The sequence below is a fragment of the Pseudomonas sp. PDM15 genome, from assembly GCF_014851565.1.
Lineage (GTDB): Bacteria > Pseudomonadota > Gammaproteobacteria > Pseudomonadales > Pseudomonadaceae > Aquipseudomonas.
In genome coordinates this window covers 597,136-611,606 of the sequence record NZ_JACVAA010000001.1, presented here as the reverse complement: position 1 = coordinate 611,606, position 14,471 = coordinate 597,136, and the positions used below count along the sequence as shown (strand labels likewise).

The window sequence follows — 14,471 nt, the reverse complement described above, 5'->3', positions numbered from 1 at the left end:
AATCAGGGCTTGGCGGGTTCCGCTGCCTTGGCCGGCTCGGCCTTGGGCAATAGCGCGGCGGGCGCCTTGAGGTTGGCCTTGCGCACCGCCTCGACGAAGCCCTGCCAGGGGCGATCGGTGATGGCGACCAGGCCGAAGTGACCGTTCTCGCCGTCGAGCAGGCGGCCGCTGACCGGCTGATCCAGGTACTGGAACCAGTGCACGCCGACGATCGACGGCTCTTCCAGGGCCTTGGTCAGGAAGTTGGCGTAGGCCGGGCCGCGCTCCTCTTCCTTGTAGGTCTCCGCCACGCCGCCCCAGAACGGGCCGCGGTCGCGGCTGCCGAAGTGGAATTCGCTGACCAGCACCGGCTTGTCCAGCGCCTGCAGGGTGGCGAAGTCATAGCCGTGCTGCGGCTCGTTCACATAGAAGTTGAAGCTGAGCACGTCGCAATACTCGGCGCAGGCCTCGACCGCCTCGGGCGTAGCGATGGCGAAGCGGCCGCCGAGCAACATGTGGTTGGGCGAGTGCCATTTCAGCGAATCGGCGATGGTTTTGAAGTAGGTCGTGGCGAACAGGCGCTGGAAGGCCTGCAGGTCCTTCTCGATCTGCGGGAACTCGGCGCTCGGTAGCGGCGGCTCGAAGCCCGGGTCCTCCATCAGCTCCCAGGCCTTGAGCTCGATGCCCCAGGCCTTGGACAGCCCGTTCTGGTTGCGGTACTTGTCGCGCAGCTGCTTGAGGAAGGCACGCTTGGCCGGCACGTCGGTGGTCAGGCGCAGGGTGCCGTAGGCCAGGGCGTAGCGGGCCTTGGGATCGTCACCCGGCGCGGCCCAGGCCAGTTCGTTGTCGGCGAAGAAGCCGAGCAGCCAGGGATCGTCACGGCGATCGCGGGTGGCGATGGCGATGGCACGCTCGGCGGCCATGGCAAAGCGCGGGTCGAACGGATCGGGCATGCCACCCCACCAGTCGTGGCCGGTGCTGATGATGGCGTAGTCACCGGAAATCGACAGCGGGATGGTGTACGGCATGCGCTGGGTCTTGCCCAGAGTGTCGTCGCTCCAGTTGCCCAGGCTGTTGAAACCCCAGGCCTGCAGGCGATCGAGGGTGTGCTGGGTCCAGCGGTCGGCGTCGAAGCCCGCCGCCGGGCACGGTGCCAGCTCGGCTGGCGCCGGGGTGGCGGCCAGCGGCGGCTGGGCAGTGGCGCAGGGTTCGGCATGGGTGCGCTGCAGGTTGGCGCGATAGAAGTCGTACCAGCGCCCGTGGTCGAATGCGCGGCCGCGGCTGGCGCCGCTGTTGCTGCGGCTGTCGCGCTTGCCGTAGTAGGCGGCCAAGGGTTCGCCATCCTTGGGCAGCGCGGCGAACATGCTCTCGCGGCCCTCCACGTAGGTCTGGCTCTGCCAGGCGCTGACCGCGTTGACGCCCAGCGAGTAGAACGGATGTCCCTCGGGAGTCACCAGGTACCAGCGGCCGTCGCGCTTCTCGGTGCGGAAGAAGCCCTTGGCCTCGAAACTCGGGCCGTTGAGCCAGCCACCGAACTTGTCCTGCTGCGGGCGCTCGGCCAGCCAGGCCTTGAGCTGCTCGCCTTCGCGGGCGGCGGCATCGCGCAGCTGCTGGTCCTTGCCGATCTTCTCCGGCCACTGGCCGCGGCTGTACTGGCCCCACTCGTCGACCATGCCGCTATAGATGGCCTGCTGCGCGGCGGCGGCCGACTGCACACCGAAGCGGCTGAGGAGAATGCTCTGCGGCGCCTGCGGTTTGCTCATGCTCAGCACCACGGCGCTGACCTGGGCGGGGTTCAGCTCGCCTTCCACGGTTTCCGCCAACAGCACGCGCTGACCGTCGACATTGACCGGCATGGGCGGACCTGCGCGCATGCCCTGGGCACGCGGAGAAGTGGCGGCAAGCGGCACCAGCAGGGTCTGCGCCGGGCCGGCCGGCAGTGCGATACGACTGGTCAGCACCTTGCCGTCACGGCTCTCGATGCGTACGTCCAGGGTGATGGCCCAATCCATCGCGCTCTGCAGGCGCAGGCTCATGGCGCCGGCCTGCGACCAGTCCCAGTCGCCGCTCTGCGGGCTCAGGCGCAGGCTGGGGTTATCACCGACATTGAAGGTGAAGCGGCGCAGCACCTCACCCTCGGCGGTGGGCTCGGCGGTCAGCTCGGGGAAGCTGGCGGCCTGGCTCTCGACCTTCACCACGTCGGTGGGCTTGATGAAACTGAACAGGGTCTGCTGGCCCTCTGGAGCGGCCACAGCGGGCGCTGCGAGATGGAGGGCGAGAACGAGGGGGAGATAACGGCGAATCATCGAACTGGTACTCCGGAAGATTGCCAAGTAGACACCAGGCGGGCCTACTAATGCCACCCCGGAACGCCTTACTTGGGCTCTGCGGCGAGCTCCAGCAGACAATCGACCCATGCGTCCAGGTGCTGCCGCGCCCGCTGTGAGCCAGCAGCGGCGCCCTCCTCGACCGCCGCCGCGCGCAACCGCTGCAACGCCTCCTGCACCTGGGAGGCAAACAGCCGGGCATCGCCCGACCAACTCACCACCTCGTGCACCAGGCCCAGCTCGGCGGCGCGGGCGGCGTTGCTGCGCTGCTCCGGCTGGTCGGTGACCAGCAGCAGGATCGGCCGGCGGTACACCTGGGCCACGGACAGCGCGGCCATGCCCGGCGCCGAGACGATCAGCGCGCTGTGCGCCGCGGCATCGATCCATTGCGGATCGCGCGGTATCCAGCCGGCGCGCCCGGCATAGCCCTCGCCCACCAGCAGCGCCTGCAGACCGGTCGTTGCCAGCCCCTGTTCCAGGCCTGCCGCCAACTGCGGATCGCGAAAGTGCGGATTGAGGTAGGCGGCGACGCGCGTCGTTTGTGACTGCGCTGGGGGCTGTGCCAGGGCGATGGGCGTTGGCAGGTTGAATACCCGCGGCGCCACCTGCGCGGGCGCGGCGTAGGCGAAATCGTGCTGCAGGCAGGCCCGCGCCCGACGCAGCTCGAAGCCGATGGCCGCGGCGAAGCCACGCGCCAACCAGTTCGGTAGGCGCCCCTGGAAGTTGTCCAGCAGTGCCCGGCGCAGGCTGGCGCCGTACACATGCACGATCTTGCACCGCCAACCGGGCAGGCAGCCCATCACCAGCAGCGCCGGATGGAAGGAGTCGTTGACCAGCAGATCGACCGTGGCGATGCGGCGGCGCAGGCGCCAGATATCGCGCAGCATGTGCCGTGGGTCGAACAGGTAACGCGCGACATTGCCGTCGGTGGCGCCGCGCTGCATGTTCTGCCGCTCGTCGAACTGCACCGCATAGTGGCGCGACAGCACCTCGGCGGCGATACCGAACTCGCCGAGGAAGGTCGCGCCCTCATCCGAGGTGGTCAGCACCTGCACCTCGGCGCCGCGCTCGATCAGGGCATGGGCGAGCAACTGGGCACGCATCAGATGGCCACGGGCATCGGCGGTGGCCAGATAGAGAATCCGCGGTTTCATCCGGCGAAACGCGCCCTCAAACGCAAGCCGACGCCGGCCAGGTACATGCCCAGCGCCCCGCTGACGCCGAAGGCCCGGTCCACCGCCCGCGCCTCGGCCAGCATGCGTTGTAGGCGCGGCATCTCCGCATCGCTCACACTCAGGCTCAGGGTGCGCATGCACAGGCGCACATGCTTGCGCTCGTCATGCAGCACGCGGGTCAGCAGCGGTCGCAGCGGATGATCGGCGGCCAGCACGGCGCAGTGGCGAGCCAGCACCCGCTCGGCCATCTGTTCGGCACACAGGCCGATGGCGTAGGCCGGTACCAGCACGCCCTGCTGGAAATGCGGGGCATGACGTCGGGCGATGCGCTGCCAGCAGCGGATCTTGGCCCGGCTGAGCCAGTCTGGGCGCAGCTCCGCGGGCGGCTGCATGCCGCGCTCACGCATGGCCGCGGCGAACAGCTCGCTATGCTCCTGTTCCTCGCCCAGATGCTGCTGCACCTGGCGCTCCAGCCAGGCCGGCGCTGTCGGCATCAGCTCGTGCTGCAGGGTCTTCTCGGTGGCCTCTTCGCCGATCAGGTAGATGCGCAGCAGCAACAACTCCCCAGCCTGGCTGCCGTGCAGCTGGCGCAGGGCGGCGCGCTTGATGCGATCGACCAGCCAGGCCTGCAGACGCGGCCAGCCACGCAACCGCGGTGCCGCGAAGGCCGCCAGGTGGACGACGGTCATTGGCCGGCGTGTTGCTGGCCGCTGAGCACCAGACCGATGAAGCTGTCCTGCAGGAAGGCCTGGGCGGCGGTGCCGGCCTGCGGGTAGTGGATCTGCTGGCCGCGGAATGCCAGGTAGCCCTTGCCGTCGCGGGCGCCCAGCAGCAGCTTGTCATGCTTGGCGAAGCCCTCGCTGCTCAGGGGCTGCAGCAGCTCGACGTTCTCCATGCCGAACAGGAACAGGTCGCGCCGGATCACCGACAGCGGCAGGCGGCTGCGCAGGGCCTCCAGCTCCAGGGTCCAGCTACCGCCCTGCAGCGTCTTGGCCAGATCGCCGTGGCCGCCAGGCACATGCAGGCTGGCGCGCACCGCCGGCACCGCAGCCTTTTCCAGGCCGAGGGCGATGGTGATGTCGGCGTACTCGGCCTTGGCCGCCTCGACCCGGTTGTCGCGCACCTGGACGAACTGCTTGGCGAGCCTGGCGGCGGTGGAAGGCGACGCCAGTGTCTGCAACGCCTGCTCATGGGTCAGCAGGACCTGGCGCTTGCCATTGGCTTCGGCCTCGATGCGGTAGGCATCCAGCTTCACCTCAGTCAGATCGCCCTGCACCGGCGCGTGGGCGTGCACGCTGCTGCTCCACTCCTGGCCATCCTTGCTCACCAGCAGGTGAAGGCTGACCGGCACCACGCGGCCATCCACGGCCTTGGCCTGGCCGTGCAGCAGCACATCGCCGATCACCGCATCGTCGGCGTACTCATGGCCATTGCCGAAGAGGATGGTTCTAGCCGTCTGGTCCAGTTCGACGCGACCGTGCTCGTCGTCCAGGGCGATGCGGTTGCAGCTGGTCAGCGGGGCCAGCGGGCAACCGCTGGTGCTGGCGAAGGCGTGTACGCCACGACCGCTGAATTCTTCGGCCTGGGCCAGGCTGGAGAGCAACCCCAGGGCCAGTGGCAGGGCGCTGCGCGATAGAAACTTCGACACTTCCATGGTCGTTCCTCAGTGGGTGGCTGGCTTGTGGTAGGACAGGGCCTGGGCATCGGCATCGCTGCGGCCCAGGGTATTGATGCCGAGGCCACGGGCCAGGGCGCCGCACATGTCGACGGCGGAGAACGCCACTATCAGGCCCATGGCGCCGAGCCGGCGCAGGCCACGCACGGGCGGAAGGTCCTGACGGTTGAGCGCGCGCAGGCTGAAACCCAGGCGGGCGATCAGGATGCACAGCGGCGCCAACGGGCCACTGCGCGCCAGCCAATGCAGCTTCTGTGGCAGGTAGGCGCGGACCAGGTAAGGCGTCAGGCCGACCGAGTCCTGGCCGCGCATCCAGCGCAACTTGAGCGCTTCGCCACGGCTGTCCGGCAGGCGATGCTCGGTGTGCGCGGCAGCAGCGTAATGCAAGGCCACACCGGCGGCCTGCAGGTTGAGGCCGAGCACCTGGCAATGGGCGCGGTACACGCCGTCCAGCGCCTGATAGGCATGCTCGGCGAACACCTCGCGGCGGAACGCCACGTTGTTGGCGTAAAAGTTCCGGGTGGCCCCGGCCTGCAGCGGGCTGGGGAAATACATGAAGTCGATGGTGGTCAGCGCCGTGCCGGCCAGGCTGGTGCTGTAGCTGGTGCGCCCGGCCACCACGGCTGGCGGCTGCTCGGCACACAGGGGCAGCAGCAGTTGCTCCAGCCAGTCGGCGGCAGGGATGCAATCGGCATCGGCGAACACCACATGATCGCAGCACGTCGCGTCGGTGGCAGCAAAGCCGAGGTTCTTCGCCGAGTAGTAGCCGGTGCTGGCATCGATCAGCACGAACTGCAGGGCCAGGCCGGACGTACGAACCAGCTCGGCGCAGGTTTCCGCCGGCAGGCCGTCATGAGTCACCACCACCTGGGCCAGACGGCCTAGCGGCAAACTCTGGCCCTTGAGGTGCTCGAACAGGCGACCTAGGCTACCGGCCACCTTGGCCAGGTCGGCGCCGCCGCGCAGGTTGTTGGTTTCCAGTACCAGGGCCGTGCGTGCGGCCAGATCGTGCAGGTTCATCCTTGCCCCTCGGTTCATCCATGAGCGATGCAGGCAGCCTAGCAGGCCGGCAGCCGCACCGACTTGCGCCAGCTCACGTCGGTGGCAGAGACCGCTCAAAGTCTCGCGAGCTAGAGCCAGGCTAGGCAAAAACAGGCGAGGACGCGCAGTTTACTGCGGTAAATGAGCAGTCCGAGCCTGTTTTTAACGACGCATGGCCGACGCGCAGCAGACTTTGAAAAGGTCTCTCAGACGGTACCGCCTTTCATCCGATCAAGCAGGCGATCCGGCAGCAGGCGATTGAGCACGCGGAACAGCTTGGCCGGCACCGTCACCGGATAGCGGGTGCGCGGTACGCGACTGTCCAGCGCCTGCAGTACGGCCTCGGCCACCGCCTGCGCCGGCAGGGTGTACTTCACCGCGGCGCCCTCCTTGGCCAGGCGCTCCTCCATCAGCGCATAGCTCGCAGCATGCGCGCCACGACTGGTGTCCACATGCTTGCGCAGGGCCAGCAGGCTGTTGGCGCGAAAGCGCGCGATGATCGGCCCCGGTTCGATCAGCACCGCCTCGATGCCGCTGCCGGCCAGTTCCAGGCGCAAGGTGTCGACTAGCCCTTCCATGGCGAACTTGGAGGCGTTGTAGGCGCCGCGCAGCGGCAGCGCGGCATAACCGAGCACCGAGCTGTTGAACAGGATGCGGCCGTGACCCTGGCGGCGCATGGCCGGCAGCACCGCGGCGGTCAGTTCGATGGGGCCGAACAGGTTGCTCTCGAACTGCTCCCGCCAGGCCACCCGCGGCAGGTCCTCGATGGCGCCAGGCTGGCCGTAGCCGGCGTTGTTGAACAATGCATCCAGGCCACCGCCACTCTGTTCGAGCACCCAGGCCAGGGCCTCGGCGATGCTGGCGGAGTCGTCCAGGTCCAGGCGCACCGCCTCGAACCCCTCGCCCTGCAAACGCTCGACATCCGCCGCCTTGCGCGCACTGGCGAACACGCGCCAGCCGGCGGCGCGGCAGGCCAGCGCCGTGGCATGGCCGATGCCCGTGGAACAACCGGTGATGAGGATGGTGCGCATGGGCCAACTCCCTGGCAGATGAATGAGGTCAGGCGATCTCGCGGCGGAACGGCGGCAGCGCGTTGAGGATGGCCTTGCCGTAACGCTGGGTCACCACGCGGCGATCCAGCAGGGTGATGATGCCGCGATCGGCCTCGGTACGCAGCAGGCGGCCACAAGCCTGGATCAGACGCAGGGAGGCGTCGGGCACGGCGATCTCCATGAACGGATTGCCGCCGCGCGCCTCGATCCATTCGGCCAGGGCCGCCTCGACCGGGTCGTCCGGCACGGCGAAGGGAATCTTGGCGATCACCACGTGCTCGCAGTAGGCACCGGGCAGGTCGACACCCTCGGCGAAACTGGCCAGGCCGAACAGCACGCTCTCCTCGCCGTCATCGACCCGTGCCTTGTGCTTGTTCAGGGTCTCCTGCTTGGACAGGTTGCCCTGGATCAACACGCGCTTGCGCCAGTCGCGGTCGAGGCCATCGAATACGTCCTGCATCTGCTTGCGCGAGGAATACAGCACCAGCGTGCCGCGCGCGCCTTTCACCAACGCTGGCAGATCGCGAATGATCGCGGCGGTGTGGGCGGCGGCGTCGCGCGGATCGGCCTTGAGGTCAGGCACCCGCAGGACGCCGGCGTCGGCATGGTGGAACGGGCTCGGAACCACGGCGGTGACCGCCGCCTTGGGCAGGCCGGAACGCATGCGAAAGCGGTCGAAAGTGCCCAGTGCGGTCAGGGTCGCCGAGGTCACCAGGGCGCCGTAGGCGACGTTCCACAGGTTGCGACGCAGGGTCTCGGCAGCCAGGATCGGGCTGGCGTTGACCTCAATATCGAAGGCCGCGCCACTGTCGGCCAGGGTCAGCCAGCGCGCCATCGGCGGGCTGTCTTCCGGGTCCTCGACGGTAAAGGCGGTCCACAACTCCCAGTTACCCTGGGCGCGGGCCAGCAGGCTGCCGAACAGCGGGTACCACTCCTCAGCCTGGTGGCTGGCCAGACCGATGCTGGTGCCCTCGTCATCCATGGCCTGCTTGAGCAATTCGGTGAGGCGGGTGAACACGTCGGTGAGCTTGGCGAAGCCCTTCTTCAGCTCGATGCCGAGCTCGCGCAAGTGCTCGGGCACCAGACCGCCCTCGAAGCGGTGGCGTGGACGCTCGCGGCCTTCCATGTCTTCGCCGGCGCGAAAATCGGCCAGCTGCTCACAGGCACTGAACATGAACTGCTGCTGAGTGCGCAGCTCACGAGCCTGCTCCGGTACCTGCTCGATCAGCCGGCCGAGGTCGCCGGGAAGCGGATGCTGGGCCAGCAATTTGGTCAGATTCTTCTCCACCTGGCCGAGCCAGTCGGCGGTGCTGCGCAGACGGGTGAAGTGGGCGAAGTGGCCGATGGCCTTGTCCGGCAGGTGGTGACCTTCGTCGAACACATAGAGCGTTTCGCGCGGGTCCGGCAGCACAGCGCCTCCACCTAGAGCCAGGTCGGCCAGGACCATGTCGTGGTTGGTGACGATCACATCGACCTTGGTCATGCCTTCGCGCGCTTTGTAGAAGGCGCACTGCTGGAAGTTCGGGCAATGGCGGTTGGTGCACTGGCTGTGATCCGTGGTCAGGGTGCCCCAGACCTGGTCTTCCAGCTCCTCGGGCCAGCTGTCGCGATCGCCGTCCCAGCGGTTGCCGGCGAGCTTCTCGATCATCTTGCTGTAGAGCTTCTGGCTGTGCTCGTCGACGTCGATACGGAAGCCTTCTTCCTCGAACATCTGCGCCGTGGCGCTCTGCGCCTGGCCTTCCTGCAGCAGCATGTCCAGCTTGGACAGGCACAGGTAACGACCGCGGCCCTTGGCCAGGGCGAAGCTGAACTGCAGGCCGGCGTTGCGCATCAGGTCCGGCAGGTCCTTGTGCACGATCTGCTCCTGCAGTGCGACGGTGGCGGTGGCGATCACCAGGCGCTTGCCGGCGGCCTTGGCGGTAGGAATGGCGGCCAGGCTGTAGGCGACCGTCTTGCCGGTGCCGGTCCCCGCCTCCACCGCCACCACGGCGGGCTCGCCGTCGCGCTGGCCTTCTTCGTTGTGCTTGATCGCCCCCAGCACCTTGGCCACTTCGGCGATCATCAGGCGCTGGCCATAACGGGCCTTGAGCCCCTTGGCTTCGAGAAAACGGCTGTAGGCGCCCTGGATCTGGGACTTGAGTTCGGAGCTGAGCATGGGCGCGAAAAGGCTGGATAAATTCTCAGTAGTTTACCGATAGGTTATGCTCGCGCGCCATCCCGCGACCGAGACTCCCGATGACCGTCTTCTCTGCTCTTTATGCCGTGCACCTGCTGGCCGCCCTGGTCTGGGTTGGTGGCATGTTCTTCGCCTGGATGATCCTGCGCCCGGCCGCCGTGGCCAAACTGCAGGCACCGGAACGCCTGAGCCTGTGGCTGGAGGTGTTCCAGCGCTTCTTCCTTTGGGTATGGATCGCCGTGCTGCTTCTGCCCGTGTCCGGCGTGGGCATGCTGCACGCGCGCTTCGCCGGCTTCGAAACGGCGCCGCGTTATGTACAGGTGATGATGGGGCTGTATCTGGTGATGCTCGCCCTGTTCCTGCGCGTGCGTTTCCTCCAGCTGCCGCTGCTGCGTCAGGCCGTGGAGGCACAGAACTGGCCGGCAGGTGGCGAGGCGCTCGGACGCATCCGCCGTCTGGTGGGAAGCAATCTGTTGGTGGGGCTTGCCCTGGTGGCCATTGCAGCCGCCCGCCCGACTTTCTGATAGCGCCGAATCAGCTCCCGCACCACCCAAGAGTGATGCGGGAGTAAATCACCGCCAAAAACGCTATTGCGCGGGCTGCGCCTCCACTGACGCCTCGACCCGACGGTTGACGGCACGTCCCTCGTCGGTGCCATTGTCGGCCACCGGGCGAGACTCGCCGTATCCTACCGACGACACCCGATCACCCGCGACGCCGTATTGATTGACCAGCACATCGCGCACGGCGTTGGCACGCCGTTCGGAGAGGCCCTGGTTATAGGCATCGGAGCCGTTGGAGTCGGTGTGACCTTCCACTGTGGTGCTGGTCTGCGGGTATTGGCTCATGAAGTCGGCCACTGCCTTGATATCGGCCTGGCTTTCTTGCTTGACCACAGACTTGTCGTAATCGAACTTGACGTCCAGCTCGACGCGCACCGGCTCACCTGCATCGACTACAGGCTCAGCGGCAGGGGCGGAATCCGGATAGGTGGGCAGCGGGCAACCGTTGTGCCGTACCGGAGTGTTGGGCGGGGTATCGGGGCAACGGTCGCGGCGATCGAATACACCATCGCCATCCTGGTCGCCGTCCTGGGCATAGCAGATCAGAGTTCCGATGACCGCACCGGCCACCGCGCCTCCAGCTGCCCAAGCAGAACTTTCGATGGCGCCAAGACCTCCTCCGGCCAGGCCGCCAATCGCCGTACAAATGGGCCAGTTCCCTTGGTTGAGCGGCGCATCTCCCGTACTGGAAGTCGTGACGCAACCTGAGAGAACACTACTGACCAAGAGAAGGGGTACAACTGCCCTTGAGATGCTTCTCATGGCGGGATCTCCTGTGTCACCGGTTCGATTACCGGTAACACAGGAGTAAAGACCCGTCCCCCAAAGTGTACAAGCCAGTCCCAGTGGGCGACTGAGCCAGATGCTGCAGCCGCCTTGCCGGGAGATGACTACTTAGGGGCGAGCTTCAACCTCGGCTTCCACGCGACGGTTGATGGCACGGCCATCGCTGGTGGAGTTGTCAGCCACCGGGCGGCTTTCGCCATAACCCACCGAGCTCACGCGGTCACCGCCTACGCCATACTGGTTGACCAGTACGTCACGTACGGCATTGGCACGACGCTCGGACAGACCCTGGTTGTAAGCGTCGGTGCCGACGGAGTCGGTGTGACCTTCAACCACGGTGCTGGTGGACGGATACTGGCTCATGAAATCGGCCAGCGCCTTGATGTCGCCTTGGCTTTCTTCTTTAACCACGGACTTGTCGAAGTCGAACTTGACGTCCAGCTCGACGCGTACCGGCTCAGCAGGTTCTGGAGTGACGGTCTCTTCGACCACAGTCTCTTCGACCACTGCCACTTGCTCTTCAGCGCCATGCACCCAGCAATACGCTGCGGCCATACCGGCACCAACCAGCGCACCGCCACCGGCCCACTCAGAGCTTTCAATCGCACCCAGTGCAGCACCGGTCACACCACCAACGGCCGCGCAGGTCGGCCAATCGGTTTTCTGAATGCCAGCGCAGCCGGTCAGCAGGCCGGTTGCCAGGATCAGGGGTACAGCTTTCCTTGTGATACTCATCTTATTAGGTCTCCTGTAGGGAATCGGCGTACAACCGACAGCAAAGAAGTAAAGATGGCTTCCTTACTATCCGCCAGTTATAGGCAGTTTCCATACCAAGGTCCATAGGACATTAGCTCGGAGCGCGATAGTCTTGGCATTCGTACTCGGGATTTTCACCATATGACTCACGCCCCATCCTCACGTACACCGCAGCAGGCCTTGGCCGCGCTGCTCGATCATCATGCGCCGCAGCGCCTGTTGCTGGTCGGCGCCAGCCAGTTGCCGGCGGTATCCGCCTTTCGGGAAGCCCACCCGCAAACCCTGCTGGCCCATGCTCCGGCCGGAGCGTTACCGGCGGACCTGGCGGCTCAGCGTTACGATCTTGCACTGGTGGTGGACTGCCTGGAGCACCTACCCAAGCGCACTGCGCTGGAATTGCTCGGCGGCATCCGCAACCTCAACGCCAGTCGCCTGGCCGTGCTGGTCGACCTGGCCGCCTGTGGCTGGCAGGAAACCGAGCTGTTCGCTCTGGCCCTGCAGGCTAGCGAGAGCTTCCAGCGCGAAGGCCAGACGCTGACCCTGTTCACCTACGACCTGCGCGATTACAAGCAGGTTCCTGACTGGCTGAACGCCAAGTTTTGGGCCAACCCGCAAAACTTCGGCAAGTACTGGTGGTGATGCCATGAGCCAAGCCTGTCCCTGCGGCAGCGGCAGTTCGCTGGACGCCTGCTGCGGCCACTATCACCAGGGCACTCCGGCGCCCAGCGCCGAACACCTCATGCGCTCGCGCTACAGCGCCTACGTGCTGGGCCTGCTCGACTATCTGGTGGCCACTACCCTTCCCGCCCAGCAGGACGGACTCGACCGCGACGGCATCCGCGCCTGGAGCCTGGGCAGCACCTGGCTGGGACTCGAAGTGGAAGGCAGCGAACTGATCGGCGCGCAGCCCGAGCACGCCTTCGTCACCTTCACCGCGCGCTGGCACGACGGCAGCGGCGAGCACAGCCATCGCGAGCGCTCAGCCTTCGTCCAGCGCGAGGGCCGCTGGTACTTCCTCGACCCCACCACGCCACTCAAGGCCGGGCGCAACGATCCTTGCCCCTGCAACAGCGGACAGAAATTCAAGAAGTGCTGCAGCAGCTACCTGAGCTGAGAAAACTCTGCTTCATTTGTTAGCCAGAACCCGGCGGGGGCCGGGGCCAACAAGGAGCAGTAGATGAAGCACAAGCACAGTGGAGCGGCGGCCGGCCTGGTCGCCCTGCTATTAGTCGGCGCCGTTCAGGCGGACGACGTGCAGGTCAGCCTGGGCAGCAGCGAGCGCGTCACCCGCCTGTTCGCCTACCCCAACAACTGCAGCGTGATCTGCTATCGCGACTGGACGCTGGAGCAGACCGCCGAGCACTACCTGCAGCAGAGCCTGGAGCGCGACGGCTACGCCGATGCCACGGTCAAGGTCAGCCAGAGCGGGGACATGCTCACGGCCAGTTTCAGTGGCGTCCCCGCCGATTACGGCACGCCGCTGAGCAACCTGCTGGCCGCCGGCGACTCGGCTTTTGACGGCGCCAGCAAGCTCAACAGTGACGGCAAGTGGCAGTACAGCTGGTACTTCTTCCTGCCCCTGGGCATGGCCCTGGACAACCGCAAGAGCGTGGAGCTGCTGCACTTCCCGCCGGACTACTCGCTGACCCAGGCCCAGGACTACCTGGAGTCCAAGACCACCGATCGCTGGGCCTCGCTGCTGACCGAGAACGGCGTGGCGGCGGCCCAGACGCCGGCCTACCAGACCATCATCGACATCGCGCCGATTGCCGCACCGGCCAGCGCGGGCAGCGACCTGCAAGGTGTCTATAGCTACTTCACCGACTACCAGACGACGATGGTCGCCCAGCTCACCGCAGGCAACGGCACGCCGCTGCCCATGGTCGCCTTCGGCGGCCCGGTGCGCACCTGGGTCAACAGCCAGTACAAGGTCAACATCGGCGTACTGGGCCTGGACGAGATCACGCCTGCGCCGGGCCAGAACGTGCCGGTGCTCGGCGCCAACCACCCGAGCTATATCTGGTATGCGGCCGACCCGGAGAACTACGGCGGCGACCAGGCGAAGGCCGACGCCGCAGGGCTCAAGGTGATGGGCCAGGACATCAGCGCCGCCTGCTGGCAGGCCGGCATGGGGCAGAATCCTTCCGCCGATCCGCAGCAGACGCTGAACAGCTGCACGCAGAAGTGGCAGGTCACCGACAAAGTGCAGACCTGCGAGTTGTTCTACACCTCGATCCGAAATCTGACGCCGCCCCAGGCCCAGGCCAAGTGCACGACCAGCAAGAGCTGAAGCCACACAAGACAAGGCCCGCAAATGCGGGCCTTGTTCTTCACTCCTGCAGCTTGAGGTGCGAAGTGTCGGGAGGAGGCCCGGACGGTGCGGCCTTGGCCTGGCCCATGTCGCTGCCGGTCGGCGCCAGGCTGAATTGCGAGAGGTCCACCTGCGGAGCCTGGGCCTCAGGCTTGGCATCCTGCAGGTCGGCTCCTACCGGCGCGATCCCGAAGTCCGGCGCCTCCACATCACTGAAGGCCGCCATGTACTCGTCACGCGGAATCACCCGCACCGAGGCGCTACTGCGGGCGGCGGCCACCGGCGCCGCCGCAACTGCGGCAGGTGCTTGAGCCGGAGCGGTAACCGGAGCAGGTGGCGGCGCCATCTCCACCTCTTCCACATCCAGCGCCTGAACGATGGCCAGCGCGCCGGCGCGCTCCATGGTCGCGCGGTACTTCTCGGCACCGGCGGCATCCAGGTTGCTCTTGATCACGATGCGCCGCCCGGAGAACAGCAAGGCGATGCGCTGGGCATCGGCCTGGAACAACCGCGCCAGATTCTCCTTCACCTGCTCCAGCGCCGCGCCCGGCACCACCTGCCCGGCGAAGGCGATCTCGTAGAGGCTCATGGTCACACTCCTGTCCAATTCGGCCCCCAGTATGGCGCAGT

13 protein-coding genes and 1 pseudogene are annotated in these 14,471 nt (G+C 66.6%); 4 read left to right on the top strand and 10 right to left on the bottom strand.

Features of this window, described 5'->3' with window-relative positions:
- Window positions 1-2 precede the first annotated feature (2 nt).
- The 7 genes from IB232_RS02985 to dinG form a co-directional block, all read right to left on the bottom strand.
- Window positions 3-2,285 (bottom strand): beta-agarase, encoded by a 2,283-nt coding sequence (locus tag IB232_RS02985; protein ID WP_225592082.1) that lies wholly within the window; start codon window positions 2,283-2,285, stop codon window positions 3-5.
- 68 nt (window positions 2,286-2,353) lie between these two features.
- Window positions 2,354-3,460, bottom strand: a complete 1,107-nt coding sequence (locus tag IB232_RS02980) for a hypothetical protein (protein ID WP_192397074.1) — start codon at window positions 3,458-3,460, stop codon at window positions 2,354-2,356.
- Entirely contained in the window at window positions 3,457-4,170 is a 714-nt protein-coding gene (locus tag IB232_RS02975; RefSeq protein WP_192397073.1) for a hypothetical protein, read from the bottom strand. The genes IB232_RS02980 and IB232_RS02975 overlap by 4 nt, the downstream gene beginning before the upstream one ends.
- Window positions 4,167-5,135, bottom strand: coding sequence for a hypothetical protein (locus IB232_RS02970; RefSeq protein WP_192397072.1), 969 nt, complete (start codon window positions 5,133-5,135; stop codon window positions 4,167-4,169). Before IB232_RS02970 ends, IB232_RS02975 begins: the two co-directional genes overlap by 4 nt.
- 9 nt (window positions 5,136-5,144) lie before the next feature.
- Window positions 5,145-6,176, bottom strand: coding sequence for a glycosyltransferase (locus IB232_RS02965; protein WP_192397071.1), 1,032 nt, complete (start codon window positions 6,174-6,176; stop codon window positions 5,145-5,147).
- 227 nt (window positions 6,177-6,403) lie between these two features.
- Window positions 6,404-7,228 (bottom strand): SDR family NAD(P)-dependent oxidoreductase, encoded by an 825-nt coding sequence (locus IB232_RS02960; RefSeq protein WP_192397070.1) that lies wholly within the window; start codon window positions 7,226-7,228, stop codon window positions 6,404-6,406.
- 28 nt (window positions 7,229-7,256) lie between these two features.
- The gene (dinG, locus tag IB232_RS02955; RefSeq protein ID WP_192397069.1) at window positions 7,257-9,404 is read right to left on the bottom strand and encodes an ATP-dependent DNA helicase DinG; all 2,148 of its coding nucleotides are present in this window, start codon (window positions 9,402-9,404) and stop codon (window positions 7,257-7,259) included.
- 80 nt (window positions 9,405-9,484) lie between these two features.
- Between dinG and IB232_RS02950 the strand changes: the two genes are divergently transcribed.
- Window positions 9,485-9,949 carry a CopD family protein gene (locus IB232_RS02950; protein ID WP_192397068.1) on the top strand — a complete coding sequence of 155 codons (465 nt, stop codon included), beginning with the start codon at window positions 9,485-9,487 and terminating at the stop codon, window positions 9,947-9,949.
- Window positions 9,950-10,012: 63 nt separating this feature from the next.
- On the opposite strand, the gene IB232_RS02945 is transcribed toward IB232_RS02950, so the two are convergent.
- Both IB232_RS02945 and IB232_RS23450 read right to left on the bottom strand, forming a co-directional pair.
- Window positions 10,013-10,750 (bottom strand): OmpA family protein, encoded by a 738-nt coding sequence (locus tag IB232_RS02945; RefSeq protein WP_192397067.1) that lies wholly within the window; start codon window positions 10,748-10,750, stop codon window positions 10,013-10,015.
- A 132-nt stretch (window positions 10,751-10,882) separates the two neighbouring features.
- Window positions 10,883-11,245 (bottom strand): annotated as a pseudogene (locus IB232_RS23450) (OmpA family protein); the annotation flags it as partial.
- Between the two features lie 426 nt (window positions 11,246-11,671).
- On the opposite strand from IB232_RS23450, the gene IB232_RS02935 reads away from it, so the two are divergent.
- The 3 genes from IB232_RS02935 to IB232_RS02925 all read left to right on the top strand — a co-directional run bounded on the left by IB232_RS02935 (window position 11,672) and on the right by IB232_RS02925 (window position 13,820).
- Window positions 11,672-12,169 carry a DUF6231 family protein gene (locus IB232_RS02935; protein ID WP_192397065.1) on the top strand — a complete coding sequence of 166 codons (498 nt, stop codon included), beginning with the start codon at window positions 11,672-11,674 and terminating at the stop codon, window positions 12,167-12,169.
- A 4-nt stretch (window positions 12,170-12,173) separates the two neighbouring features.
- Entirely contained in the window at window positions 12,174-12,644 is a 471-nt protein-coding gene (locus IB232_RS02930; RefSeq protein WP_192397064.1) for a YchJ family protein, read from the top strand.
- A gap of 63 nt (window positions 12,645-12,707) precedes the next feature.
- On the top strand, window positions 12,708-13,820 hold the full coding sequence (locus IB232_RS02925) for a hypothetical protein (protein ID WP_225592081.1): 1,113 nt from the start codon (window positions 12,708-12,710) through the stop codon (window positions 13,818-13,820).
- A 40-nt stretch (window positions 13,821-13,860) separates the two neighbouring features.
- Here the strand turns inward: IB232_RS02925 and IB232_RS02920 are convergent, their stop codons facing one another.
- Window positions 13,861-14,430: a hypothetical protein gene (locus IB232_RS02920; protein ID WP_192397063.1), complete on the bottom strand. Its 570-nt coding sequence runs from the start codon at window positions 14,428-14,430 to the stop codon at window positions 13,861-13,863.
- Window positions 14,431-14,471: the final 41 nt, after the last annotated feature.